This window comes from Arthrobacter sp. 05T423, from assembly GCF_056396245.1.
The window spans coordinates 39,146-63,071 of sequence record NZ_JBFTLC010000023.1 but is presented as its reverse complement, the minus strand read 5'-3'; the positions used below and the strand labels follow the sequence as shown (position 1 = coordinate 63,071).

The window sequence follows — 23,926 nt, the reverse complement described above, 5'->3', positions numbered from 1 at the left end:
GACATGACAGATACTACAAGCACCGAATCCACCACGGCCGCCCACGGAGAGCACACCACGCACGGAATTCCGAACGGCCTGACGAGCCTCACGCCGTTCCTCGCCGTGACCAACGCCAGGGAAGCGATCGCCTTCTACCGGGACGTGTTCGGCGCCCGCGTAGTCGGTGCGACGGAGATGGGCGGAGTAGTGGTCCACGCGGAACTCGACTTTGGGAACGGCCACCTCCAGCTCGGCGAACCCAACCCCGAATACCACCTGGTTCCGGCGCCGGAGGGCGAAAGCGACTGCTACTCCCTGGGCCTCTACTGCCCGGACGCAGACACCCTGGTGCAGCGCGCAGCACAGGCCGGAGCCACGATCCGCGAGCCACTGACCACGTTTGTCTCAGGCGACCGCTACGCCAGCATCCGGGACCCCTTCGGCGTCCGCTGGTCCATCATGACCCGCGTGGAAGACCTCTCCGAAGAGGAAAGCAACCGCCGGGTGGAAGAATGGGCGGCGCAGCAGGGCTAACGCTGCTGCCCGTCCAGCCGTGATGGGCGCCCTGCCGTGTGCCGCCCGTGCCGGTTGTGGGTTTCCGGCGCGGCAGGGCTGGCCCACGTGGCCCATTCCTTGACGTCGACGGTGGGCCTTCCCAGGAAGTGGCCCTGGCCGGCGGCCACTGCCAACCGGGTGAGGACCGCCAGTTCGGCGGCGGTTTCGATTCCCACGGCGGCCAGGGCCGCTCCGGTCTGGCGTCCGAATTCAACCAGGTCGGCCACCAGGTACTGGCGGCTTGGATCGGCGTCGATCCCCGCAACCAGGCCGCGGCCGACTTTGATGACGTCCGGCCGAAGGGAACGGATGTGGCGCATGGAGGCGGCCTCCGTACCGGCCTCGTCCACCGCCAGCCCCATGCCGGACCTGCGCAGTGGCGTCAGCACGTCCAGCAGGGGATCCAATTCTCCGGCCTGAAGCGGCTCAGTGAGTTCCAGCATGATCCGGGACGGTTCCAGAGGGGCGTGCTCCAGGAAGCCCGGCAGCCGGGGATCCAGGCACACAGCCGGGGAAAGGTTCAGCGCCACCACCAGATGGTGCGGCAGATCCTGCGCGGCGGCCACAGCCGCCTGAAGCGCAGAGAACTCCAGGTCCGCACCCAGGCCGACGGCGGCGGCATTCCTGAACCAGGCACCTGCGCCGTCGCCGTCCGGTTCCCACAGAAAACGCGTCAGGGCTTCGGCGCCGATGACACCGCCGCGGCCGAGATCGTGGATTGGCTGGAAAGCCGTGACAAGCATGCCCGCGTGCAGGACCGCTTCGATAGCCGCCTGGCCATTGCCGAGGGCTTCGTTCTGTGCGCCGGCCGGCTGTTGATGTTTGTCCTGCTCATTGGGACTGGGCCGCGTGGTGGCTTGCCGGGCCAGCGAGCGGGTGAAGACCAGGTGCTCATGGAGTGCTGCTTCCGGGTTTCCCGGATGCGCTGCCACATGTTCCCTCAGCCGGTCCCGGACCTCGGCCCCTTCCGGATCCGTGCCGGCCAGGACCGCATCGATAATCTCGTAGGCCTGCTCCCGCACCAGTGGAACGTCCGCGCCCGGCCAGCCGTCGTCGTCAGGGAACCCGGTACTGTCCAATGGGCACTCCTCTGGCTCCGGGCAGCTCGCCGCTGGCTGGACTTCCTGCCTCTGGATGCATCATAAACGCAGGCGAGCCGCCTTTACAGATCCGTGACAATAATTTCACAGACCTGTAAACAACAGCACTGGCTAGACTGTGACCGTGCCGTCCACCCCCGCTCCCCCGCCCGGCCCCGACTCCCGCCGAAGCCGGCTCGCCGAAAAGCTCCTGCCCGGCGGCACCGAACCGGACCCGCGGTTCACCCTCGCCAACGAGCGGACCTTCCTCGCGTGGATCCGCACGTCCCTGGCGCTCCTCGCCGGCGGCATCGCGGTGGAGGCCTTCACCACCGACGTCTTCCCGGAGCCCATCCGCCGCGGACTGTCAGTCCTGCTCCTGCTGCTGGGCATGCTGCTGAGCGCGGGATCCGCCGTTCGCTGGCTGCGGGTGGAGAGCAGCCTGCGCTCAAACCGGCCACTGCCCCTGCCGCTGATCGGCCCGCTCCTCGCCGCCGGCTGCGCCATCGCGGCGGCGGTGGTGATCACCGTCGTCGTACTTGCCTGAACCATGAGCGAGAACCCGGCCACCGCTCCGCTGCCCGGCGACCGACCCCTCAAAGGCGACGGCCCGCTGGACGGCGATCCGGGTCTGCAGCCCGAGCGCACCGCGCTGGCGTGGGGCCGGACGGTCCTGACGCTGATTGCCGCGAGTGCAGTGTGCCTGCGCTGGCTCCCGGACCAGGGACCATTCGTCCTGGCGATGTTCGGCCTCACTGTGGCCACTGGCACCGGCATCTATGCCACCCAGCGGCGGCGCTACCGGCGCAGCGTCGAAGGAATCCGCGCGGGACACCTGGTGCCGGACACCGCGGCCGTCTTCTGGACCGCCGGCGCCTGCGTTGCCCTGGGAGCAGTGGGCGTCTGGCTGGTGCTGTCCTGACCCGGTGGGCTGCACTCTCCGGCAGCGCGCATTTGAATTTAACAAATAATGCTGAAAAACGTCTCCCAGGCTTGTACCGTGTGGTGTGGCGGTGAACTTCGAGCTGGTGCTGGGCCGGTTTCAGGATTCACCGGACGTGGAGTTGACCATGACCGGCTTGGGAGTGGCAGTCGTTGTTGATGACGACGCCGATATGCGAAATCTTTTACGGGCAGTCCTGGAACAGACGGGATTTGCCGTTTACACCGCGGCCAGCGGGCTTGAGGGGGTCAACCTCGTACGGCGCCGGCTTCCACGGGTGGTTACTGTCGACGTCGGCCTTCCGGACATCGATGGTTTCGAAGTCCTGCGGCGCATCCGGTCCTTCAGCGACGCCCGGGTGGTGATGCTCACCGGCCGCGCCAACGAAGCGGATATCGACGAAGCGCTGCACCGCGGGGCAGACGAGTACGTCACGAAACCGTTCCGCCCCAGGGAACTGCGGACCCGGATTGAGGCGATGCTTGCCACCGGGGCTGCAGCCCCGGTTCACCATCCGGTGTAATTGAGCGGATCACCTCGGTCAGGTAGGGCCGGACCACGAGTTCGTTGCCCGTACCTTCAGAGGGGCACCGGAATGCGCCGGCAGCAGCCTGCACGAGCCCCGTGGCCATGGGGTAGCCGTCTTGGGCTCGTGCAGGCTGCGGCTGCTAGGTGGCCGGACCCGGCGCTATCTGGAGGGGGGTGCTGCCGGGTCCGGCAGTCCCGGGGTCCGGCTTAGGCGGGGCCTTCCCTCCGGGACATTTCCAATACTGATAGTCAGCCCTTGGAAAAACATCGGACTTCCAATCATTAAAGTTGCCCCAGGCCACCAGTTTGGGGGGTGCCCGGGAACCCTGCAGATGCGCGCTGCTTCGTACCGGGCAGACCTCTCGTCTGCGCAGACGGGTGGCCCCAGCCTCCAAAAGACAGGTATCGGCCACTCGTGTCATGACGGTGCACGGGGTGTTGACTATGTATGGGCGGAATGTGTTGAGGCCCATGCTCAGGTCGCCGGCGTCAATGTGCTTTTCGGATGTATTCGTCCGATCAGACGGACCCGGCGGCGTGAGCGCCATCCAAGCCGGGCCTTCCCCACCGTGGCCCCCCCGCCCAGCCGAACCGCGTAACAGCCAAGCTGCGGCGAGGGCAAGCCCTCGGCGAGTTAGGCCGCCAAGGCGACCGACCGCCGTCGGGCCGGCAAAGCCGCAACCAGCAGCGCGGCGATGGCGACGGCGGCACTGAGCATCAGGCCCGGCCGGTACTGCTCCAGCATGGCGGCGGCACTGGGGACGGGACCGGCGTCGGAATGCCCGCTGACCATGGCGGTGGTGACTGCCAGGACCAACGCGGCCCCCACCTGCGTGCTGGTCTGGATGAGCCCGGCCGCCAGGCCCTGCTCGGAGTCCTTGATGCCCGCGGTGGCCTGGACGTTGATGGACGGGAAGGCCAGGGCAAAGCCGATGCCCAGCAGGATGACCGAGGGCAGGATGTCCAGGGCGTAGTTGGGCGTGGTGCCCACCCGCAGGAACAGGAGGTAGCCGAGGCCCATGGAGACCAGCCCGGTCAGGATCAGCCGGGTGGCGCCGAACACGTTGATCAGGCGGTCGGCGAACGGCGCGCTGGTGGCGACGATCAGTCCGGTGGGCAGCAGGGCCAGGGCCATGCCCAGCGGGCTCCAGCCCAGGACGGACTGCAGGAACAGCGTCAGGATGAACTGGAAGCTGAGGTAGGAGCCGAACAGTCCCACCGCACTGAGGTTGGCCCGAGCCACCCAGCCCTCGCGCAGGATGCCGAAGCGGATGAGCGGGTGCCGGACTTTGTTCTCGATGACGGCAAAGGCCCCCAGCACCGCGGCAGAGATGATGAATCCGGCGATTGTTGCCACAGATCCCCATCCCTGTCCCGGTGCGGATACCAGCGTGTACACGAGCCCCAGCATGCCCAGCGCCAGGGTGACGGCGCCCCAGATGTCATGGCCGCTGTCCGTGAAGTCCGGCGTATCCCGCGGAATGAAGCGGGAGCCCAGGACCACCACCAGGACGGCGATCGGCACGGAGACCAGGAATGTCCAGCGCCAGCTCAGGCTGGTCATGAGGCCGCCGACGACGAGCCCCAGGGAGAAGCCGCTGGCACCGAACGTGGTGAAGATGGACAGGGCCTTGTTGCGCTCGCGGCCCTCGGCGAAGTTGGTGGTGATGATGGAGAAGCCCGTGGGGGCGGTGAAGGCAGCCGCCAGGCCCTTCACGAACCGTGTGGCGATCAGGATGGCGGGATCGTCCACGAGTCCGCCCAGCAGGGAGGCGGCTGCGAAGACCGAGAGGGCGATCAGGAAGATGCGGCGCCGTCCCAGGAGGTCCGCGAGCCGGCCGCCCAGCAGCAGCAGGCTGCCATAGCCCAGGACGTACGCGGAAACAATCCACTGCAGGGAATCCGTGCCCAGGTGCAGTTCACGTCCGATGGACGGCAGGGCCACGCCCACCATGGACACATCCAGTCCGTCCAGGGCCAGGACGGTGCAGACGACCATCAGCAGGAGCCACTGAGCACGGGTCCAGCGGACGGCCGTGGCGATAGGGCCGGCAGATCGTTCGAGGGTAATGGGGGATGTCATGGTTCAGAATCTATATGACACGTCATCCAATGACAAGGAATATGACGCGGAATATTATGACGTGGACTTGAGTTCGGGTTTCGGCTAAAATCGGGGCATGGCATCGACGACGGACCGCACACTGGTTGAGCAATGGCGCAGCATCCAGGACTCGTACTTCCGAACGTCCTGCGCCCTGGACCGGACGCTGGAGGCCAAGTTCAGCATCGGCCTGAACGAGTTCGAGATCCTGGACCTGGTGGCGGAGAACAGCAAGGCATCCTGCCGGATGAAGGAACTGGGCGAACGGACCCCCATGAGCCAGAGCGCCGTCTCCAAGGTGGTGGACCGGCTGGAGAAAGCAGGGCTCCTGACCCGCCAGTCCTGCGCGGACGACCGCCGCTCGCTGTACCTGGAACTCACGGAGGCGGGCCGCAAGCTCCACCGGGCTGCCGCCGTCGAACACCGCGCTCTGCTCAAGGAGAACCTGGCCTAACCCACAAAAGCCTGGTGCCGCCGTCGTACTTTCCGGCTCGCCAGGCCCGGTTTTCGACGGGCTCAATCACCGGAACGGACCGCAGCCCGACTGCTCCTTGACGGAGTCAAGGTCTGGGCGTACAACCAGCCGTATCGGTTCAGGTGCCGGCCGTTGCACAACGGCCGGCAGGGTGTGAGGAGCAGGAGATGGCAGTCGCGGTCATTATGGAATTCAAGGGCGCCACGTTGGCGCAATACGATCAGGTCATCGAAAAAATGAACCTGTCCAAGGGCGGCCCCGGTCCGGCCGGCGCCCTGGGTCACTGGGTGGCGGCAACGGACGATGGAATGCTGGTGACGGACCTCTGGCAATCCAAGGAGCTCTACGAGGCCTTCGCCAAGGACCAGATCGGCCCCTACAGCGCGGAGGCCGGCATACCGGAGCAGCCCAAGATTACCTACCACGAGGTGTACAACTACTTCACGCCAGGCGCTGACGCCTGACGCCTGACCGCCGCAGCTGCCAGGCGCGGCTGGACCGTGACCGCGCCGGTTGGGCCTGCACGGCGGGCGCGGTGATCGCCGTCGTAGCACTGCTTGCTCGCCGGGATTTCGAGGGCTTCAATCACCGGACCGGATCCCCGGGGGCTCCGGGCTGGTGGCGTGGCCCAGGATGTGGGCCACCGGCGGGGTCAGGGACTGAACGGCGAAGCCGAACCGCTGGTTGTCCCGGATGGTGAATCCGGCCGCCGTGATGGCGCCGAGAGTGTCCCGGTTGGGGTGGCATCCCCCGGCCAGGTGTTGCCATGCCGGCGTGAGCAGGTCCTCGACGGCGGCCAGGACAGGTCGCTCAGAGCGGACGTGCTCGTAGTACGCCAGGGTTCCGCCCGGACGCAGGACGCGCCGGATTTCCGCGAGCGCGGCTGTCTGGTCCGCGACGCTGCACAGCACGAGACTGGCGACGACGGCATCCACGCTGCCGTCATCGGCCGGGATGCGCTCGGCTGCAGCGGGCCTCACCGTCACTGGCACGGAGGCCGTGGCGGCGCGGTTCAGGGCGAGGCTTCTGAGGTAGTCATCGGGCTCCAGCGCCAGGACGTGGGTGACGGCCGGCGGGTACAGCGCAAACGCGGATCCGTCCCCCGCGCCGATCTCGATGACCGTCCCCTGCAGGCCGGCCAGCATGCGGCGGCGGTGTTCGGTGGCGCCGCGGCGGTTCATCCGCCCGACCGCGCGCGCGTAGGCGCGGGCGAAGCGGGGATGCTGCAGGTGCGCCAGCGCAGTACGGCTGCCCCCTGCACTGTCCATGCCGTTCACTCCTTCCGCGAGTCGACGAGGGCGGGTGGGAACGAGCCCTGGACACAATCTTCAGCCAAGCCCGCGTCACCTGTCACTCGGATGAGCGTTGCGGTGCTTCGGACTGCCGCCGGTGGTGAATTCCAGTTCGACCATGGCCAGCAACCTGTCCGCCAGGACTGTCCTGGCGGAGGCATCAAGGGACTCCAGGGGGCCGTCGAGGGTCAGGGCCGCGAATCCGTGGACCGCGGACCAGGCCACTACCTCCGCGCCGGGCCTCTTGGCGGGAGGCAGGATGCCCGCCGAAAGCATGGCATCCAGTGCCGCGCTGAGGAGCTGATACGGCGATTGGCCCTGCGGCCACGCAGCCTGCGCATTTCCGGCGTCGGAGAGATCCCGGTGGACGATGAACGCGGTACGGAACCAGCCGGGCTCCGACCAGGCGAACTGCAGATAGCCGGCCCCCACGGCGCGGAGCAGTGTGCGGGCTTGGCCGGCCTGATCTGCCGGACGGCGAAGCGATGCCAGCTGGCGGTGCTGCTCCGCCTCCATCGCTGCTGCGAGCTTGCCCTGGGCGGCCATGCTGACGTGATGGACCAGCGCTTCCCGGTTGGCGAAGTGGCGGTAGGCGGCGCTGGGTGCGACCTGTGCCCGGCGGGCGGCTTCCCGCAGCACCACCGAGTCCGGTCCTCCCCGCCGCGCCAGCTCGAGCCCGGCTGTCACCAGGGCCTGGCTGAGATTGCCGTGACGGTACGTTGGTCGGCTCATTTTCCTTGACTCTACCGCCCGGCGATGCGAATGTGAACGGTGTCCACATATGCCGCCGGGCCGGATGCAGGAAACCAGCAGCACAACGCCCCGACAGAACGGGTTCTTCAGATGATTGAGTACCAGCGCTCACAGGACGGTACCAGGATTGCCTACGAGCGGACCGGTGACGGACCGCCGTTGATCATCATCGGCGGAGCCCTGAACAGCCGCCAGTCCGCGGGCATGCTTGTGCCTTTGCTCTCGCCGCATTTCACGGTCTACGCGTACGACCGCCGCGGCCGGGGTGACAGCACGGACACGTCCCCGTACAGTCCGGAGCGTGAGATCGAGGATCTGGAAGCCCTGGTGGGCGCTGCGGGCGGACAGGCCTATGCCTATGGCCACTCATCGGGCGCCATCCTGGCCCTGGAAGCGGCCGCTGCCGGGGCGTCCATCACCAAACTCGCGGCCTACGAGCCGCCCTACCTGACCGGAAGCGCCGGCGGCGAGCCCTGGGAGGATTTCCGCGAACGCGTCCAGGCGGCGGTGGACAACGGGGACCGGGCCGCTGCGGTGGAACTGTTCATCCGCCACACCGGCGCCGGCTTCGACGAGGGCATCAAAGACCAGCCGTGGTGGCCGGGCCTCCTTGGCCTGGCCCACACACTGCCTTATGACCTTGAACTGACCCGGGACGGCAGCGTCCCGGCCGGCCGGCTGGCGAAAGTCCACGCCTCCACCCTGGGAATCTATGGAGGAGCGAGCCCGTCCTGGGCAGAAGCATCAATAAACGCCCTCGCCGACACCATTCCCGGCACCGGCCGGGAACGGCTGGAGGGCCAGAACCATGCGGTTGCCAACGAAGTCCTGGCCCCTGCACTGATCAGTTTCTTCAACTAGCCCCGCACAAACCGCGATCCTCCGGCAGAAAGCGACACGCCGGCGTCGTACTTCTTTACGGCGCGCTAATCACTCAGCGGGGGACGCGCCGCTGCTCAGCATCGCTTCCAGCTCGTCGATGAGCCCGTCCACGCCCGGGGAAGCGGCGATCGCCGCCCCGATCCGCTGGCTTCCGGCGCGGTACCGGCCGTCGTTGAGGACCTTTCGCACGGCTTTGCGGATGGCCTCCGGTTTGGGCCGGCCGGTCTTGAGATTTATTCCGACGCCGGCCCAGGCCACCCGCGCGGCCCCCTCCGGTTTGTCCTCGGTGTCCCCCGCGACCACGATGGGCACGCCGTTTTCCATCGCGTAGTGCAGGCCGCCGTAGCCACCGTTGGTGATGTAGACAGCGACCTTAGGCAGGAGTTCGGCGTCCGGGAGGAACTCGGCGGCGCGGGCGTTGGCGGGCAGCGGCGGCAGCGCTTCGAGGGGCCGGCGGCCGGTGCTGACGACGACGGTGACGTCCTCCTCGGCGAGCCCTTCGAGCGTGGGGCCTACCAGGGCGCTGAAGTCCTCGTTGGAAACGGTCCCCTGCGTCACGTAGACCACCGGCCGGGAGCCGTCCAGCTCGCCCCACCACGCCGGCTTCGGGGTCACGGAGGCGGAGGCGGCGTGCCGGGACATGGGCCCGAAGAAGCGCAGGTTGCCCGGGGCGTCCGAGCGCGGGTACTCGAACTCCTCCACCGTGAACTGGGCGATGAGTTCGGCGCGGCGTGCCCAGTCCAGGATGAACAGCCCGTCCAGCCCCACCCCCACCAGCTCGCGGGTGAGGTCGTCCACCTGCTGCTGGCTGTCCTTCAGCACCACATCCTCAACCATCCAGTTCAGCACGCGGTTCCGCAGCCGGGCTGCTTTTCCCTTGCCCGGCGCCAGACCGGAGCCGTAGGGGGCGCAGTCCGGGCTGGACAGCGTCAGTGGCAGGATTCCGCAGGCGATGACGGCGGGGCGCGTGTGGCGCGGAAGCACGGACAGCGTGGCGGCGCCCATGAAGGTGACCTCCGCCAGGACCGCGTCCGTGTGCTCGGCGGCGATCGCCGCCTCGAGCGGCAGGTACTGGCCGCGGGCCGGCTCGATCACCAGCCCGCGGATGCCCTCGCGGATGGCCTGGACTCCGGTGGCTGCGCTGGGCTCGGACGAGTATTGGGCGCCGGGCCCCAGCGGCAGGAATTCGGCGCCGACGGCGTTGACCGCGCCCTCATAGGCGGGGCCGGTGAGGAACCGCACCCTGTGGCCGCGGTCGATCAGCTGGCGGGCGACTCCGAGCATGGGCGAAACGTGGCCGTCGTGCGGGCCGCTGCAGACGATGACTGATGACATGCTCGGAGCCTATGTGCTGCGGGGGTGCGGGGATAGAGCGGGGCCGGGGTATTTGAGGTGGGCGCATTTATCTGCTGCTCCGTGGTCCTGGCCAAGGTGAAGGCGACGATTCCGGCGGCGATGCCGAACAGGGAGAGCCCGATGATGCCGCAGCCGGATATGCTTCCCCGTGGATACAGGCGCGACCGCGCGGGCTGCACACTATCGGGGGAATTTCATGGCAGGACTGACGGCAACCGGCAGGCTATCCGGGGCCGAGCGAGGGGCGCTGCATGTCACGTTGTGGGGCGCCGTGGCCGTGGCCGTTATTGCCTGGTGCCTGGCCGGAGTCCAGATCTACGGTTTCTGGGTGGGCGATCCTGTCCTCTCGGTCTCCCTGCTGAACAGCTTCTTTCCGGAAATTGGGGAGGACAGCCCCGGTGTCCTGGCCGGCCAGTACGAGACCGCGTCCCTGACCGTCAGCTACATCCCGCTCCCGGCCCGGCTGATGCTGACCTGCGCCGCGCTGCTGCGGCACCTGCCGGTGGTGGCCATCTGCCTGGCGACGGCATTCCTCTGCCGGCAACTGCTCCGGTACCGGCCCCTTGCAAAAGTTGCCACGCCGGCCCTGGGCGGGGCTGGCATCGCAGTTTTCCTCGCAGGCGCGCTACCCGGAATTCTGGAAACCGCCGCCACGGTCACGTCCGCCCAGGAGCTGGGCCTGCCCGGACCGGACCAGTCTCGCGTCCGCGAGACTATGACCATCCCGTTCCTGCCCTTCGACTGGCCGCTGCTGGCCACCGGCATTTTCCTCATCGTGGTGGCCGGCACTTTCCAGATGGGCGCCATCCAACTCGGCGCACGCAATGCCCGCCCGCTCAGGTCCGGCATGCCCGGAACCGATTTCCCGCCGTCGAACGGCTATCCGCTGCCAATCGGGTTCCCGCCGCCAGCCGGATTCCCGGCGCCAGCCGGATTCCCGGCGCACCGCCCGACGTCGGAGAGTTTTCCGGCGTCGGCCGGCCACCCGCCGTCGGACGGAATGCCACGCACTCTGGACGATTGACGGCCACCGCGACCCGGACAGAATTACGCTGGCGGCTACCGGCCGGGCTGGAGCTCACTAACCAGCGCCTCAACCCGGCTTTTGATGTCGTCGCGGACGAGGCGCATGCGTTCCATGCCGTCGATGCCGCGTTCTGAGGGTTCGTCGGTGTCCCAGCGTTCGAACCGGGTGCCGTCGCGGGGTTCGAGCTTGGCTTCGGTGCCGAGGACAACAATGACATCGGCAGCGTCGATGACATCCTCGGTGACGGGCTTGGGGTGTTCGCCGGCGACGTCGATGCCAAGTTCTGTCAGGGATTCCACGGCGAGGGGGTTCAGATCCTGGCCGGGTTTGGTGCCGGCCGAGTGCACGTCGACGCTGCCGGCTGCGAGCTGCCGCATGAGCCCGGCGGCGAGCTGGGACTTGCCGCCGTTCTTGCTGCAGACGAACAGGACGGAGGGCTTCTTTTCGCTGGCTTCAGGAGTGGGCGTGGTGTGGGTCATGAGGTCATTCTTCCTTGTTCGGGCTTGTTCGGGTCAGTTCCCCGCGGAGCGGCCGTCGGCCAGGCCGGTCGGGAACCCGACGAGTACGGGCGCGGGGGCCGCACAGACGCCGGTTTCGGGGAGTGTGAGGTGGACGGCGCTGGCGGCTTCGCGGTCACCGGCGAGGGCGGCGGCGACAGAGCGGACCTGCTCGTAGCCGGTGGCCAGCAGGAACGTGGGGGCCCGGCCGTACGACATCATGCCCACGATGTAGAAGTCCATCTCCGGATGGGCCAGGAGCCTGGTACCGTGCTGCGGGACAGTACCGCAGGAGTGGAATTCGGGGCTGATCAGCGGACCGAGTTCCACCGGGGCTTCGACGGCGGGGTCCAGGTTGAGCCGGAGTTCACGCAGGGTGTCCAGGTCGGGCCGGAACCCGGTGCATGGCACGACGATGTCCGCGTGTAGGGTGCGGCCGTCCACTGCTCCGACGGTGACGAGGGACCACTGGTTTCAGTGAGCTGATGCCGAAGCCGGTATGCAACTCGATCTTGCCGGCCTAGACCAGGCGGCGGAGCCGGCCGCCGAGCTGGCCGCGGGCGGGGAGCCCGTCGGCGTCCCCGCCGCCATAGACCTTTGCGGCCGAGGCGCCGCGGACCGCCCACAGGATCCTGGTGCCCGGTTCTTCCCTGGCAAGCCCGGCCAGGCTGATGAGGGTGTTGGCGGCGGAGTGTCCGGCGCCGACGACCAGGACGCGGCGGCCAGCGAAGGCTCCCCGGTCACGGCCGGTGACGTCGGGAAGTGGGGCGGAGATCCTGGACGCGGCGGCGTTTTCGCCGATGGCGGGCAGGCCGGAGGTGCCCAGCGGATTACGCGTGGACCAGGTGCCCGAGGCGTCGATGACCGCGGCCACGGTGTGGTCACGGGTTTCGCCGTCCCCGGGGGTGAGGTAGTTGTCGATGAGCTCGCCGCCATACGGGAGGGCGGTCAGGCGGGGGGTTTGCCAGCCGGCGGCTTCGAGCACGGTCGGCAGCTGAAGACCCGTCTCAAGGACTAGTAGGGTTGTCCTCGCCGTTGGCAACGGCTTCGATCCAGTCCACGGCCGCGTCGGTCAACTGGGGTCCGTCCGCCGACTCACCCGCCCACCACTCGGGGCCTGTCGCGCCGCTCGTGACCGACAAGTGGCCGGTAAAGCTCACCGGCGTCAGGGATGCGTATGTCCTCGTTGGTGGTTGCGTAAATAATCCGTCAATAAAACTCGCTGGAGCGGTTGGGAAGCCGTTCCTGGACCTTTGATTAAGCACCGGGCAGGGCACGGGCCCCGTCAGGCCGGTTTTGAAGGTGCGTGGAGGTGGGCTTGCAGATGCGTTGGGATGACGGTGATGCAGAAGCCGGGATCAGGTTCTCGGCGTCGGCCGATGCGGTCGAAGGGTACGGTGGCCATGGAGTGGAGGGTATAGCGTTCGCCCCGAGGTCCGGTTACCTCTTCAGGGACGAAGCAGGTGACACGTGGTGGGTAATTTTCCAGCCGTTTTCAGATTCCGGATTTCATGGAGATCAGGTGCTTGGAGACATACTGGCCTGCAGCGCTGCCTACGACGAAGTGGTTCACGTGAAAGTGTTGGCGTCCGGTGTTCGCCGCGCCGACGCCGAGGCAGCCTTCCGGCAGGGATCACCCCTCAAATATGAGGAGGCTGCCGTGGTTGCCCGGCAGGTTCCACGCGTGGTTCGGTAACTGCACCCCAGCCTGTCAGCCGACGTGGACCCAGGGGCGGTTGGTGACGTCGGGGACGGCCTCGCGCAGCACTTCCCTGGTGACGGGAGCGATTTCGCCTTCCCCGAGGAAAAGGAATTTCAGGAGGTTGGTGACGGGGTTGCCTTCGGTCCAGCGGAAGTAGATGTGGGGCATTAGTCCCGTGACGTCCCTGATGTGGAGCAACACGGAAGCGATGGTATTCGGGACGACTGGGCCGTGGACTTCAAGAATCTTGTAGCCGTGCCGGATCACGCCATGGACGTGGAGCTCTGTTTCGAAGTCTGAGGAGTCGTCGACGACGACTTCAAGGAACAGTGCTTCTTGCGCGAGCGGGAGGTGGCTGACTTCGATGGCCGAGGCAAGTTTGTCGCGGTAGGCCTCAGCAGACAGGCGAAGCGGCTCATGGGCAATGATGGCGATGGGGCCCTCGAGCGTATCGGACATAAATTCCAGCGCCTGCTGGTCCAAATGGACGTGGGTGGCGTGCAGTTCGAAGGAGCGCCTTACCCGGGAAAGCAGCGAAATCACGATGATGCCCAGGATGAAAACAGCAGCGATCCTGATACCTTCGGGGCGTTCAAAGATGTTGGCAATGGTGGTGTAGGTGAAGGTCACGGCGATGGCGCCGAAGCCTACGGTGCGTTTGTGCTGCCGCCGGCGCCGGGCCGAGAGGGTGACTGCAACCGCAGCGGAGGTCATCAGCACCAGGACGCCGGTTGCGTACGCTCCGCCCTGGGCGTCGACGTCGGCGTCGAAGAGGAAGGTGATGAGGAAGCCGACCAGGATGAAGACGAGCACCAGGGGGCGGACTGCCTTGGCCCAAGCCGGCGCCATGCCGTAGCGGGGAAGGTACCTGGGAACCAGGTTCAGCAGGCCTGCCATCGCAGAGGCGCCGGCGAACCACAGGATGGCGATGGTGCTGATGTCATAGATGCTGCCAAAGCCGACGCCCAGGTATTCATGGGCAAGGTACGCAAGCGCGCGCCCGTTCGCCTCGCCGCCCGGCTGGAATTGCTGCTCCGGGATGAGGACGACGGTGATGAAGCTGGTGGTGATGAGGAATCCGCTCATGATCACCGCGGCGGTGGTGAGCATCCGCCGCGTTCCCCGGATGCGCCCTGCCGGATGGTCTTCGGTGTCGTTCACATCCCCCCGGACCTGCGGCATGACAGCGACGCCAGTTTCGAACCCTGAAAGGCCGAGGGCAAGTTTGGGGAAGACCAGCAAGGCGATTGCGATGACCATGAGGGGGTCGCCGTGGGAGGTCCAAAGGTTGCTCCACCAGTTGCCCATCGCCACCGGGTGGGTGAAAACCTGGACGAGCGTCGCGACCACGACCACCGCATTCAGGCTGAGGTAAAGGGCGACGAGGGCGACCGCGACGCCGATTGCTTCCCTGAAACCCCGCAGGAACACCGCACCCAGCAGTGCCAGCAGGAATAGCGTAACCGGTACATTCTGGCCTTGGAGCCAGCCCGTGGCCAGTGGGTTCTGGATGAGGTGCGCGGTGGCGTCGGCAGCGGAGAGGGTCATGGTGATCATGAAGTCGGTCGCGGCGAAACCGAGCAGGACCAGGACCAGAAGCTTGCCGCCCCAACGCGGCAGCAGGCGCTCAAGCATGGCGATCGAGCCCTCCCCACGGTGGCTTTCGCCCGCCACGCGCCGGTAGACCGGCAAGGCACCCAGCAGGGTCACTGCGACCAGCACCATCGTGGCCAGCGGTGAGATGACGCCGGCGGCGAGGGCCGCGATGGCCGGCTGGTAGCCAAGGGTGGAGAAGTAGTCCACACCCGTGAGGCACATGACCTGCCACCACGCATGCTTTTTCAGGTGCGCGTCGCTCACGGCACCGGGGCCCTGATGGATGCCTTTGCTGTCCTGCAGCCCGAACAACAGCCAGTTCCTCAGTGCTTCTGCGCCCTGCGGCCGAGCCGCGGAGGGATCGGCCGGCGGCCTGCTCAACGTGGTCATGGATTCCTTTCCGCGCTGCGCAGTGCACCGCGTTTACTGCCGAAGCTAACACCGGCAAAAAACGGCGGATCGCCAAAGGGGTTTTTATTGACGAATCTTTTACGGGCGCTACCGAGGCCCCTACGCAGCAGGACCTCGGGGCGCCGGTGGCGTCGTCACGGTTCGAAGCGGTATCCCATCCCGGCCTCCGTGAGCAGGTGTTTCGGCCGGGCAGGATCTGCTTCGAGCTTGCGGCGCAGCTGGCCCATGTAGACGCGTAGGTAGTGGGTTTCGCTGTCGTAACCTGGTCCCCAGATTTTCGCCAGCATCTGCTGCTGGGTGATGAGCCGGCCGGGGTTCCGGACCAGCAGTTGCAGGATCGCCCATTCCCGCGGCGTCAACCGGACCGGGGCGCCGTCCCGGGTCACTTTCCGGTTCGCGAGATCCACTTCGAAGTCCCCGACGTCGACGGTTGGCCCCTGTTCGCCGACATCCGGCGTAAGGCGGCGCCCGGCCACCCGGAGCCGCGCGAGGAGCTCGTCGAGTCCGAACGGCTTGGTGACGTAGTCATCGGCTCCCGCATCCAGTGCCCGGACCTTGTCGACGGATCCGTGCCGGGCAGAGAGCACAATGATCGGGACGCTGCTGGTGCGCCGGATCCTGGTGATGACATCCACGCCATTGATGTCCGGTAGCCCGAGGTCCAGGACGATGACATCGGGGTGACCGTCCTCGGCGTGGGTCAGGGCTGTCAGCCCGTCGAGGGCGGTCAGCACCCGGTACCCCTCGGCCTGCAGGTTGACCTGAAGGGCACGCAGGAGCTGCGGTTCATCATCGACGATCAACACGGTTCTCACGGGGCGCTGCTCCCTGCATCATGGCTTGGCGAGTCAGCATTTTGGGGACCTGCCGAAAGCGGCAGCCGTATCAGCATGGTCAGTCCTCCCCCTGGAGTCGGTTGAGCGATCAGTTCTCCGCCCATCGCCTCGGTGAAGCCCTTCGCGACTGCCAGACCCAACCCTACGCCGGAGCCTTCCGGAGCGTCGTCAAGGCGCTGGAACGGCTGGAACATCGCGATAACGTTCCCTGCGGGGACGCCTTGGCCGTGATCGATGATGTGCAGTTCGCCGCAGGGCCGGCCATTGACCGTGGCGCCCCCGGCCGTGCTGGAAGGACTCACAATGACGACATCCGAGCCGGGGGCATACTTCAGCGCATTTTCCACGATATTCGCGATTACCCGCTCCAGCATGCCAAGATCCGCGTCGACAGGGGGCATGTTGGGGGCGAGGTCGACCCGGATGTCGCCCGGGGGAAGTCCCCGCAGGGCGTCCTCGATGGCATCGCGCCAGGTGACAGGGGCGGTCAGCGGCGCGGTGGAACCGCTTGATATGCGCGACATGTCCAGCAGGCTGGCGATCAGGACATCGAGCCGGTCCGAATAGGACTCGATAGTGTCAAGCATCTCCGTCTCCACTTCTTCGGACAGCCGGCCCTTCTGGCGCTGCAGCGCGGTAACGGCGAGTTTGATACCGGCCAAGGGAGTGCGAAGGTCGTGGCTGACGGCCCGCAGGATCGAGGTGCGGATGCTGTTTCCTTCGGCCAGTTTCGCGGTGTTTCTCAGCCTGCGATGAAGGGCATGGCGTTCTTGCAGCAGCAGAAGATGGGCGCCGTGCGCAGCAAGGAGCCGCCGGTCGCCCGTAGTAAGAAGCCGACCTGCCACCACCAAGGCAGTGTCGGAGTCGACCAGTTCAACAGCATCGGAACCTGGTACTGCCGAACCTGGAGGCAGGGGAGGTCCGTCTCCGGAAAAGGCCTGCAGTTCCCAGTCTGCCCGCGCTTCGGAGTCTCTGGTGAAGAGGCCGGTAGCCCTGGCTTGAAAGGTTTCCCGGACCTTATCAAGAAACCCTTCGACGGAGTCATCGGCGATCAGGGCGTCGCGGGCCAGATCAGCCAAGGTTGCTGCCTCGGCCCGGGCGCGGGCCGCCTCCCTGGCCCGCCTGGCCGAGAGGCCCACGAGCAGGGACACAGCTACCGCCGTGAAAAGGAACACCAGCAAAGCGAACACATTCTGCGGGTCGCTGATATTGAATGTCCCGACAGGCTCGGTCTCAAAGTAGTTCAGCAGGAGCGAACCCAAAAAGGCCGCCAACACCGCGGGCCATAGGCCACCAATAAATGCCACGGTAATCACGCCGGTGAGATGGACAAGCATGTGGGTCGCCAGGTTCAGCTCCGGGGCAAACGACATCACCGTTGTGGTCAGGACGGGTATCAGCACGGCCAGCATGAATCCTGCCGTTGTCCGGGCCCGGCCCAACGCCGCCGAGGGCGGGCGAGGAAGCGCCCGCGCACCCAGAGGATGGGACACCATGTGCACGTCAATGTCTCCGGAACCCCTCACCACCTTGGAGCCGACACTGCTGCCCAGCAGCCGGCTGGCGAGGCGGCCGCGGGAGACGCCCACAACGATCTGGGTTGCGTTGACGCTGCGGGCAAATTCCAGCAAAGATTTCGCCGCGTCCTCGCCAACAACCGTGTGGTAGCTGCCGCCCAAATCCGTGGAAAGCCGGCGCTGGGACGCCAGCGCCTGCGATACCTCCTCCGGTTGCCCTTGCCCTTCAGGGCGCCGCACGTGAACGGCCAGGAGATCCCCGCCGTTGACCCGGGACAGGATCCGGGAAGCCCGCCGGAGGAGTGCCTCCCCTTCCGGGCCGCCGGTGAGTCCGACAACGACGCGTTCGCGCGCTGGCCAGGTCGCCGTGATGCCCTCGTTGGCACGATACTTCGCCAGGCCTTCATCCACCCGGTCGGCCAGCCAAATCAGGGAGATCTCGCGCAGCGCGAAGAGGTTTCCGAGTCGGAATTCGTTGGCAAGGGCAGCGTCAACCACCTCTGCCGGATAGACGTTTCCGGCCGACAACCGCTGCAGGAGAAGTTCTGGGGCAACGTCCACGAGTTCGATCTGGTCCGCCCGGCGCACAATGTCGTCCGGGACCGTTTCCCCCGGGAGCTGCCCGGTTATGGCGGACACGACGTCTTCCAGCGAGGCCAGATGCTGGATGCTCACTGTCGAGAGCACGTCGATGCCGGCCGCCAGCAGCAGCTCGATGTCCTGCCAGCGGTGTTCATTCCGGCTGCCTGGCGCGTTCTTGTGGGCATACTCGTCCACGACGGCAACTTCCGGGCGCCGTACCAAGACAGCATCCACGTCCAGTTCCTGCACCAGGACACCCGATGGGTCCTGGCGGTGAGGAGCAATCTCAAGCCCTGACATGAGGCCCAGGGTTTGCTTCCTACCGTGGTCGGAAGCAACACCAACAATCACGTCCCGGCCGTTCGCCAGGAGCTGGTGGGCCTCCTGCAGCATGGCGAAGGTCTTGCCCACCCCCGGCGCTGCGCCCAGAAAAATGCGAAGAGTTCCCCTAGCCATATCCACAGTCTCTCAGCACGCGAACGGCTTTGCGGACGGCTTCGTGTCGGCCAGAACGGTCGCGGCGGGGGGACGGCGGCGGGGTGGTTCAGTCCTCGAAGTGGGTCGCGCTTTCCGGGGTGCCGGAGAAGCCGGAGATGATTTCCTCGGCGAGGGCGTGAATTTTCTGGTTCCGGGTACTGGAACTGCGCCGAAGGACCTCGAAGGCCTGATCCTGCGTGCACCGGTTCTGCGCCATGATGATGCCGCAGGCCAAGTCGATGGCAGTCCGGCTTCCCATGGCCGCCCTGAGGTTCTCGGCGAGCTGGTCCGCCGTCGCGATCCTCAGCGCCAGACGCAGGGCCTGCCCGGCCATGACGGCGAAAACCTCGGCGTCGGCGATGACGTCCCCGGTGAACAGGCCGGTGGCCGGAGCAAAGAAGTCCAGGACCGCCGCCGCGTCCGGGCCCAGCTCCAGGGGCATGCCCAGAACGCTCCGGCACCCCGCGGCCGCAAGGCTCTCACGGTACTCCGGCCAGCGGGGATCGGTAGAGACATCACCGAGAAGCACAGGCGCCCCGGTCCGAAGTGCTTCCTCGCAGGGACCCTGCCCCAGGCGCTGCTCGATCCCGTCCAGCAGGATCGCGTCGTCGCTGCTGCCTGCGATCGATGCGCTGCGCTTTCGCCGGTGCAGGGTCACGGCGCACTCAATCCGGGCGCCGGCGGACCGCGTCATCATGGCGGCCGCGAAACCGGTCATCCCATCCAGGAACCCTTTGATGTCCTCGGAGCACGTAATCAGGGCGTGCAGCTGCTCGAAGTCGTCCGACTGATCTCCGGTGTTCATAACCTCAAACGTTAGAAGCAGCCGAACACCGGAACAAGCGGACCGGCACGATATTAAGGCTAGGGTGCGTCGCATGACTGAGCAGTTCGACGTCGAGCCCGTAACAGAAGACCAGTACTTGGTGCGGGCCGAGACCGCAAGCGGAACCGTGGAGTCATGGTTCCGTGCCGACCGCGAGACGCTTGAACAGCTGGGCCTGCCTGATGCCGACGAACTCGAGGTGGTCAGGCAGACAGCGATCTACCTTGCCGGCCGTCAGCCCGTGGAGGACTTCCCCCCGATGCTCGACCTTTTGGACGTCATGGCGAGCTACGAGGACTACGCCGACCACATCCGGCGCCAGCTCGGCCACTGATTCGGGCGCGTGTTCGGGCTGCCGGGTTCAGCCTCCGGTGAGCGGAAGCCAACACCCCCTATTTTGGTGGCCTGAAGCAACCGATTGGTTGCCCGCCATAATCTTTTCCCAACCTGTGCCCACCAGAGTGGCCATATACCGAAGACGAAGGCCAAAAGGCTGTCGCTTCGGGCTGGAGGGGCTGCCAGGAACATCGCCCCATGATGCAGTGGTTCCCGTCCGGTGCTGGACCGGGGCCGGCGATGTTGTGCCTCTGAGACTGGGCACACTCAACACGTCGCCGGCCCCACTCCATGACGACTGGCGGCCGGAAGGGCGACTGCAGGCGGCAATGGGGCACGCATTCGCTGGCGGCCCAAGCCCGTGCGCCTGCCTGTGGCCTCACAGCCTAGGGGGGACCTATGGACATGTCGCGCGTGGCAGTTGTTATAGAAGATGACCAGGACATCCGGGAAGTCATCAGGCATGTGCTGCTGGCATCCGGGTTTGCCGTTTACCCGGCCGCTACAGGACTGGAAGGCGTGGCAGCGGTCCGGCTGCATAATCCGGCGATCGTTACCCTGGACCTGATTCTGCCTGACATTGACGGGTTCGAGGTGGCCCGCCAGGTGCGCCAGTTCACCGACACGTACATCATCATGGTCACCGCCAGGAACGAGGAGCTGGACACCCTGATGGGGCTCGAGTCCGGCGCTGACGACTTCGTCACCAAGCCCTTCCGTCCCCGCGAGTTGCGGGCCCGGGTTGAGGCGCTGCTGCGCAGGTCCCGCGGCCGGGACCATGCGGGGACGCCGGACGTCCCGCCGGCGGAAACAGTTCTTTCCGCCGGCAGCCGTCCGGCGCACCCAGCGTCTATTCCGGCGCCGGCACCTGTTCCGCAGCCGGCAATTCCGACGGCGCAGCCCGCCACCGCTGTTATGGACCGGCCTGCCGCGCTGGTACACAACGGCCTGTGCCTGCACACTGACACACGCACCGTGAAGGTCGCGGGTTCTGAGGTGGAGCTGACCCGCACGGAGTTTGATTTGCTCTCGGCGCTGATGCGGGCCGGCCGGGTGGTCCGGCCGAAAGCCGAACTCGCCAGGGGAATCCGCTCCCGTGAGTACGACACCGGCGCCTTTGTCGGCGAAGCCGAGGAACGCACCATTGAGGTGCATATCGGGAACCTGAGGCGCAAGCTCGGCGACGACCCCCGGCTGCCCCGCTGGGTGGAGACCGTACGGGGCGTCGGGTACCGGATGGCGCCGAAGGTGGCCACCGGTCAGGACCCGGCCAGCCGGTAGCCGGTCCCCCGCAGGGTCTGGATCCACCGCCGGCCGCCATTGAGCCGGCCGCCGAGCTTACGGCGCAGGTTGTGGATGTACACGTCGATCGACCTTTCATCGATGGACGAGACCAGCCCCCCGGTCCGGGGCCGGTGGCCGCCCAGCAGCACGGACAGCTGGGGCCGGCTGCGCACCCGGCGCCCTCCTTCCAGAAGCAGCCGCAGCAGGTCGAACTCTGTCCGGGTCAGCGTGACTTCCACGCCGTCCGCCTGGACCGCGCGCGCCCACGGATCCATCACCAGGCCGTCCCGCTGGAGCATCGGCCGGCCTGCCGCCGGCTGGCCATCGGAACCCCGGCGGGGCCGGCGCTGGAGCGTTTGGACGCGAGCCTGCAGGATGCGGGGCCGGAAGGGCTTGGTGACATAGTCGTCAGCGCCGGCACCGAACGCCATGAGCAGGTCCTGCTCTGCATCACTGCCGCTGACCACCAGGATGTAGGCGTCGCTGAACTGCCTGATCTGCCGGCTGGCCTCGAAGCCGTCGATCCCCGGCAGACCCAGATCGATGGTGACCAGGACGGGGCTGTGGCCGCGCACGGCGGCCACGCCGTCCTCACCGCTGAAGGCGGTGTGGACGGTGAACCCGCACTCCCCCAGCAGCGACGCGATAAGCGCTGCTGTCCCGGGATCGTCGTCGATTACGACGGCGGCCGGTGCCTCTGCTGCGGGTGCAGCCGTCACGGTTGGACCCCCTGGGCGGCTTTCGCTGTTGCCGCGGCGAACACGCTTCCGGGTTTGGCGTAGCCAATGGTGAGCGAGTCAAGGATGGTCTGGCGGGTGAAGATCCCGGTTCCCGGGGCGGTTTCCGTGAGCAGGTCGATGGTGAAGACAATCTTGGTGCTCTTGGCCTTCGGGTTGGCGGGGACCACTACACCCGAGGAGTAGGCGTACGGCGGATCGATGGCGAAGCTGCCGGTGTCGTTGGCCAGGACTGCGCCGAGCGCGTCAACGCGGGCGTTGAACCTGGTCACCTTGATTGCTTCCCCGGTGGGCGCGCCGTCGATCCGGGCGTTGAGGTTGATGATCGGTGAGGAATCCGGTGTCCACGAGGTGGGGTCCTCGGTGGTCCAGTAGTCGATGACCAGGGTGTGCGCGGCGGCGCCGAGCCGGTGCGTTTTGGAGCCGCTGGCCAGATCGCCGCGGACCGCTTTCCATACCGGAGCGGCCGGGGCTTTCTGGACGGCCGGTGCCTTGAGCACTGACTTGGCTGCCGCCGTCGGGCTTGTGGTGGCGACCGGTGTGGGGGTGGTCGCGGCGACCGGGACCAGCGCGGCGGGCTGGTCCGTTGCCGGTGCGCCGGTGGGACCGGGGAGGCCGGGAACGGTGCACCCGGAGAGGGTAAGCGCGGTGCCGAACGCGAGGACGGACAGTGCCGTACGGGCCGCGCGGCGGGTCCTGAGGGCTGGTGCGGCGTTCATGCGTGGAACCCGCGGTGGCTGCGGAACGTCTTGCGGAGCATGAATGTGGTCTGCACCATGGTGGTGATGTACAGCACCGGCCAGCCTATGGACAGGATCGCGGACTGCAGGTCTATGGGCTGCTGCAGCCAGGTGAAAATGAGGCCCGCACCCACCACGAGGAAAACGATGGCCGGCATCAGGTAGGCCGAGCCCGCACCCCGTTCGGCCCGGGCCTGCGCGGCCCAGTTGTCCGTCTGGTTGCTGGTGAAGAACTTCGTCCAGGCCCGGACAAAGTGCCCCATGCGAAGCCACAGGTAGATCTCCGCCGGCACGGCCAGCAGCGCGAATGCGATGTCCCTCGCCGACTTGCCCCTGATGGACAGGGCGATGCGCAGGTTCAGAATGATGGCAACGATGGGCGGTATCAGCCAGACGGGGTAGAACACGTAGGCGTGGATGCTCAGGGACGCCGCCAGCAGCATGATGAAGCTGACCCGGGTGAGGATGTTGAACACCATGGAGATGTTCTCGCTCCACCGCAGCCGCAGGTTCGGGTGGAAGGGCTGGCCCGGGGTGTTGCTCCGCTGGCCCGGCCACATCAGGTCGATGGCCCCGTAGTTCCACTTCACCTGCTGCCCGTCCAGGGAGCGCAGCGTGTCCATCCCGCCCACCGCGGCCCTGGCCCGGGCGGAGATCTTGGTGGCGTAGCCGATGTTCTTGATCTGCAGCGACAGCAGCGAGTCCTCCACCTCCGAGTCCTTCACCCATGGCGTGGACTGCCGGTTGTCCACCATCACGTTCTTCAAAGCATCCATGGACAGGATGGAACACTGCCCGCCGAGGACGGCCATGTTCCGGCCCCGCAGCAGGTTGTCCATGTTGAATGCCGCGAACTGGGCACGCTGGCCGGCGGTGAGGAACTTGGCTGTGAAGCCACGGGCCGTGGGTTCGGCCACCGTGTAAATGGCGGAGATCCCGCCGATCCTGGGATCACTGAGGATCTCCTCCTCCAGGTACTCCACCGCATGCTTCGCCACCACGGTGTCCCCGTCCACGCCGAGGAAGTAGTCGAAATCGTCGCAGACCTGGGCGAAGCCGTAGTTCAGCGCCCCGACCTTCTTGTCCTTGTTCACGCCGATGTCGTGGATGAACACTTCCGTGCGGTAGGTGACGTCCTGGTAGGTGTGCTCATGCGCTCCGGCGAACTCGCGCGCCACGTAGAACGTCTCGTCATCGGAATTGTTGATGACAACGTGGATCGCGTCCGGGAGCCGCGTCTGCTTCAGCAGGGCGGTGAGGACCTCGGCGATCGTGTCCTCTTCGTTGTAGGCAGGAATCACGCAGGCGATGGTGGTCCGCGCCGTCGTTCTGTCCTGGACTTTCCTGGGCATGACCCTCAGGTAGGGCTGCTCCTCTAACTCGTGAAGTGTTGCACTCACTATGCCTCC

General features: G+C 66.7%; 24 protein-coding genes and 1 pseudogene. 11 read left to right on the top strand and 14 right to left on the bottom strand.

Going from position 1 to position 23,926, the window contains the following annotated elements; all coding sequences use genetic code 11:
* The first annotated feature begins 3 nt into the window (after nt 1-3).
* Entirely contained in the window at nt 4-516 is a 513-nt protein-coding gene (locus AC1DFE_RS16320) for a VOC family protein (protein WP_476906921.1), read from the top strand.
* Here the strand turns inward: AC1DFE_RS16320 and AC1DFE_RS16315 are convergent.
* Nucleotides 513-1,616, bottom strand: coding sequence for an EAL domain-containing protein (locus tag AC1DFE_RS16315; RefSeq protein ID WP_476906920.1), 1,104 nt, complete (start codon nt 1,614-1,616; stop codon nt 513-515). The two genes, AC1DFE_RS16320 and AC1DFE_RS16315, sit on opposite strands and share 4 nt — an antisense overlap.
* A 145-nt stretch (nt 1,617-1,761) precedes the next feature.
* Here AC1DFE_RS16315 and AC1DFE_RS16310 point away from each other — a divergent pair, with 145 nt between their 5' ends.
* From AC1DFE_RS16310 to AC1DFE_RS16300, 3 genes are all read left to right on the top strand, one after another.
* Nucleotides 1,762-2,163 (top strand): YidH family protein, encoded by a 402-nt coding sequence (locus AC1DFE_RS16310; protein WP_476906919.1) that lies wholly within the window; start codon nt 1,762-1,764, stop codon nt 2,161-2,163.
* Between the two features lie 3 nt (nt 2,164-2,166).
* Nucleotides 2,167-2,538 (top strand): DUF202 domain-containing protein, encoded by a 372-nt coding sequence (locus tag AC1DFE_RS16305; protein WP_476906918.1) that lies wholly within the window; start codon nt 2,167-2,169, stop codon nt 2,536-2,538.
* Nucleotides 2,539-2,686: 148 nt separating this feature from the next.
* The gene (locus AC1DFE_RS16300; protein WP_476906917.1) at nt 2,687-3,082 is read left to right on the top strand and encodes a response regulator transcription factor; all 396 of its coding nucleotides are present in this window, start codon (nt 2,687-2,689) and stop codon (nt 3,080-3,082) included.
* 639 nt (nt 3,083-3,721) lie between these two features.
* Here AC1DFE_RS16300 and AC1DFE_RS16295 read toward each other — a convergent pair.
* On the bottom strand, nt 3,722-5,170 hold the full coding sequence (locus tag AC1DFE_RS16295) for an MFS transporter (protein ID WP_476906916.1): 1,449 nt from the start codon (nt 5,168-5,170) through the stop codon (nt 3,722-3,724).
* 97 nt (nt 5,171-5,267) lie between these two features.
* On the opposite strand from AC1DFE_RS16295, the gene AC1DFE_RS16290 reads away from it, so the two are divergent.
* Together AC1DFE_RS16290 and AC1DFE_RS16285 are read left to right on the top strand one after the other, a co-directional pair.
* Nucleotides 5,268-5,645 carry a MarR family winged helix-turn-helix transcriptional regulator gene (locus AC1DFE_RS16290; RefSeq protein WP_476906915.1) on the top strand — a complete coding sequence of 126 codons (378 nt, stop codon included), beginning with the start codon at nt 5,268-5,270 and terminating at the stop codon, nt 5,643-5,645.
* Between the two features lie 188 nt (nt 5,646-5,833).
* Nucleotides 5,834-6,130 carry a hypothetical protein gene (locus AC1DFE_RS16285; protein ID WP_476906914.1) on the top strand — a complete coding sequence of 99 codons (297 nt, stop codon included), beginning with the start codon at nt 5,834-5,836 and terminating at the stop codon, nt 6,128-6,130.
* Between the two features lie 117 nt (nt 6,131-6,247).
* On the opposite strand, the gene AC1DFE_RS16280 is transcribed toward AC1DFE_RS16285, so the two are convergent.
* Entirely contained in the window at nt 6,248-6,934 is a 687-nt protein-coding gene (locus AC1DFE_RS16280; RefSeq protein WP_476906913.1) for a class I SAM-dependent methyltransferase, read from the bottom strand.
* 75 nt (nt 6,935-7,009) lie between these two features.
* Nucleotides 7,010-7,690: a TetR/AcrR family transcriptional regulator gene (locus AC1DFE_RS16275; protein ID WP_476906912.1), complete on the bottom strand. Its 681-nt coding sequence runs from the start codon at nt 7,688-7,690 to the stop codon at nt 7,010-7,012.
* Between the two features lie 39 nt (nt 7,691-7,729).
* On the opposite strand from AC1DFE_RS16275, the gene AC1DFE_RS16270 reads away from it, so the two are divergent.
* Nucleotides 7,730-8,572, top strand: coding sequence for an alpha/beta fold hydrolase (locus tag AC1DFE_RS16270; protein ID WP_476906911.1), 843 nt, complete (start codon nt 7,730-7,732; stop codon nt 8,570-8,572).
* Between the two features lie 69 nt (nt 8,573-8,641).
* On the opposite strand, the gene AC1DFE_RS16265 is transcribed toward AC1DFE_RS16270, so the two are convergent.
* Nucleotides 8,642-9,928, bottom strand: a complete 1,287-nt coding sequence (locus AC1DFE_RS16265) for a glycosyltransferase (protein ID WP_476906910.1) — start codon at nt 9,926-9,928, stop codon at nt 8,642-8,644.
* 217 nt (nt 9,929-10,145) lie between these two features.
* Here AC1DFE_RS16265 and AC1DFE_RS16260 point away from each other — a divergent pair, with 217 nt between their 5' ends.
* Nucleotides 10,146-10,973, top strand: coding sequence for a hypothetical protein (locus tag AC1DFE_RS16260; RefSeq protein ID WP_476906909.1), 828 nt, complete (start codon nt 10,146-10,148; stop codon nt 10,971-10,973).
* Nucleotides 10,974-11,008: 35 nt separating this feature from the next.
* Here AC1DFE_RS16260 and AC1DFE_RS16255 read toward each other — a convergent pair whose 3' ends face one another.
* Entirely contained in the window at nt 11,009-11,455 is a 447-nt protein-coding gene (locus AC1DFE_RS16255; protein WP_476906908.1) for an arsenate-mycothiol transferase ArsC, read from the bottom strand.
* 33 nt (nt 11,456-11,488) lie between these two features.
* Nucleotides 11,489-12,458: pseudogene (locus tag AC1DFE_RS16250) on the bottom strand (flavoprotein); the annotation flags it as partial.
* Nucleotides 12,459-12,785: 327 nt separating this feature from the next.
* On the opposite strand from AC1DFE_RS16250, the gene AC1DFE_RS16245 reads away from it, so the two are divergent.
* Nucleotides 12,786-13,169, top strand: a complete 384-nt coding sequence (locus AC1DFE_RS16245) for a hypothetical protein (protein WP_476906907.1) — start codon at nt 12,786-12,788, stop codon at nt 13,167-13,169.
* A 15-nt stretch (nt 13,170-13,184) separates the two neighbouring features.
* Here AC1DFE_RS16245 and AC1DFE_RS16240 read toward each other — a convergent pair whose 3' ends face one another.
* The 4 genes from AC1DFE_RS16240 to AC1DFE_RS16225 all read right to left on the bottom strand — a co-directional run bounded on the left by AC1DFE_RS16240 (nt 13,185) and on the right by AC1DFE_RS16225 (nt 19,399).
* Nucleotides 13,185-15,161 carry an APC family permease gene (locus tag AC1DFE_RS16240; RefSeq protein ID WP_476906906.1) on the bottom strand — a complete coding sequence of 659 codons (1,977 nt, stop codon included), beginning with the start codon at nt 15,159-15,161 and terminating at the stop codon, nt 13,185-13,187.
* Between the two features lie 155 nt (nt 15,162-15,316).
* Nucleotides 15,317-15,997, bottom strand: a complete 681-nt coding sequence (locus tag AC1DFE_RS16235) for a response regulator (protein ID WP_476906905.1) — start codon at nt 15,995-15,997, stop codon at nt 15,317-15,319.
* Nucleotides 15,994-18,573 (bottom strand): DUF4118 domain-containing protein, encoded by a 2,580-nt coding sequence (locus tag AC1DFE_RS16230; RefSeq protein WP_476906904.1) that lies wholly within the window; start codon nt 18,571-18,573, stop codon nt 15,994-15,996. Before AC1DFE_RS16230 ends, AC1DFE_RS16235 begins: the two co-directional genes overlap by 4 nt.
* 88 nt (nt 18,574-18,661) lie before the next feature.
* Nucleotides 18,662-19,399 (bottom strand): GAF and ANTAR domain-containing protein, encoded by a 738-nt coding sequence (locus tag AC1DFE_RS16225; RefSeq protein ID WP_476906903.1) that lies wholly within the window; start codon nt 19,397-19,399, stop codon nt 18,662-18,664.
* Between the two features lie 73 nt (nt 19,400-19,472).
* On the opposite strand from AC1DFE_RS16225, the gene AC1DFE_RS16220 reads away from it, so the two are divergent.
* The gene (locus AC1DFE_RS16220; RefSeq protein WP_476906902.1) at nt 19,473-19,754 is read left to right on the top strand and encodes a hypothetical protein; all 282 of its coding nucleotides are present in this window, start codon (nt 19,473-19,475) and stop codon (nt 19,752-19,754) included.
* 401 nt (nt 19,755-20,155) lie between these two features.
* Complete coding sequence (locus AC1DFE_RS16215) at nt 20,156-21,037, top strand: response regulator transcription factor (protein WP_476906901.1); 882 nt, start codon at nt 20,156-20,158, stop codon at nt 21,035-21,037.
* Here the strand turns inward: AC1DFE_RS16215 and AC1DFE_RS16210 are convergent.
* The 3 genes from AC1DFE_RS16210 to AC1DFE_RS16200 are packed head-to-tail and all read right to left on the bottom strand — an operon-like array spanning nt 21,016 to nt 23,917.
* Nucleotides 21,016-21,759, bottom strand: a complete 744-nt coding sequence (locus tag AC1DFE_RS16210; RefSeq protein ID WP_476906900.1) for a response regulator transcription factor — start codon at nt 21,757-21,759, stop codon at nt 21,016-21,018. The two genes, AC1DFE_RS16215 and AC1DFE_RS16210, sit on opposite strands and share 22 nt — an antisense overlap.
* Nucleotides 21,756-22,496, bottom strand: coding sequence for a hypothetical protein (locus AC1DFE_RS16205; protein WP_476906899.1), 741 nt, complete (start codon nt 22,494-22,496; stop codon nt 21,756-21,758). Before AC1DFE_RS16205 ends, AC1DFE_RS16210 begins: the two co-directional genes overlap by 4 nt.
* Nucleotides 22,493-23,917, bottom strand: a complete 1,425-nt coding sequence (locus AC1DFE_RS16200; protein ID WP_476906898.1) for a glycosyltransferase family 2 protein — start codon at nt 23,915-23,917, stop codon at nt 22,493-22,495. The genes AC1DFE_RS16205 and AC1DFE_RS16200 overlap by 4 nt, the downstream gene beginning before the upstream one ends.
* Nucleotides 23,918-23,926: the final 9 nt, after the last annotated feature.

Excerpts from the sequence above, each read along its gene's own strand:
- AC1DFE_RS16215 (WP_476906901.1), top strand. The coding sequence starts at position 20,156 with ATGGACATGTCGCGCGTGGCAGTTGTTATAGAAGATGACCAGGACATC.
- AC1DFE_RS16290 (WP_476906915.1), top strand. The coding sequence starts at position 5,268 with ATGGCATCGACGACGGACCGCACACTGGTTGAGCAATGGCGCAGCATC.
- AC1DFE_RS16230 (WP_476906904.1), bottom strand. The coding sequence starts at position 18,573 with ATGGCTAGGGGAACTCTTCGCATTTTTCTGGGCGCAGCGCCGGGGGTG.
- AC1DFE_RS16320 (WP_476906921.1), top strand. The coding sequence starts at position 4 with ATGACAGATACTACAAGCACCGAATCCACCACGGCCGCCCACGGAGAG.
- AC1DFE_RS16260 (WP_476906909.1), top strand. The coding sequence starts at position 10,146 with ATGGCAGGACTGACGGCAACCGGCAGGCTATCCGGGGCCGAGCGAGGG.
- AC1DFE_RS16205 (WP_476906899.1), bottom strand. The coding sequence starts at position 22,496 with ATGAACGCCGCACCAGCCCTCAGGACCCGCCGCGCGGCCCGTACGGCA.
- AC1DFE_RS16295 (WP_476906916.1), bottom strand. The coding sequence starts at position 5,170 with ATGACATCCCCCATTACCCTCGAACGATCTGCCGGCCCTATCGCCACG.
- AC1DFE_RS16220 (WP_476906902.1), top strand. The coding sequence starts at position 19,473 with ATGACTGAGCAGTTCGACGTCGAGCCCGTAACAGAAGACCAGTACTTG.
- AC1DFE_RS16275 (WP_476906912.1), bottom strand. The coding sequence starts at position 7,690 with ATGAGCCGACCAACGTACCGTCACGGCAATCTCAGCCAGGCCCTGGTG.
- AC1DFE_RS16285 (WP_476906914.1), top strand. The coding sequence starts at position 5,834 with ATGGCAGTCGCGGTCATTATGGAATTCAAGGGCGCCACGTTGGCGCAA.
- AC1DFE_RS16280 (WP_476906913.1), bottom strand. The coding sequence starts at position 6,934 with ATGGACAGTGCAGGGGGCAGCCGTACTGCGCTGGCGCACCTGCAGCAT.
- AC1DFE_RS16255 (WP_476906908.1), bottom strand. The coding sequence starts at position 11,455 with ATGACCCACACCACGCCCACTCCTGAAGCCAGCGAAAAGAAGCCCTCC.
- AC1DFE_RS16305 (WP_476906918.1), top strand. The coding sequence starts at position 2,167 with ATGAGCGAGAACCCGGCCACCGCTCCGCTGCCCGGCGACCGACCCCTC.
- AC1DFE_RS16265 (WP_476906910.1), bottom strand. The coding sequence starts at position 9,928 with ATGTCATCAGTCATCGTCTGCAGCGGCCCGCACGACGGCCACGTTTCG.
- AC1DFE_RS16225 (WP_476906903.1), bottom strand. The coding sequence starts at position 19,399 with ATGAACACCGGAGATCAGTCGGACGACTTCGAGCAGCTGCACGCCCTG.
- AC1DFE_RS16300 (WP_476906917.1), top strand. The coding sequence starts at position 2,687 with ATGACCGGCTTGGGAGTGGCAGTCGTTGTTGATGACGACGCCGATATG.
- AC1DFE_RS16240 (WP_476906906.1), bottom strand. The coding sequence starts at position 15,161 with ATGACCACGTTGAGCAGGCCGCCGGCCGATCCCTCCGCGGCTCGGCCG.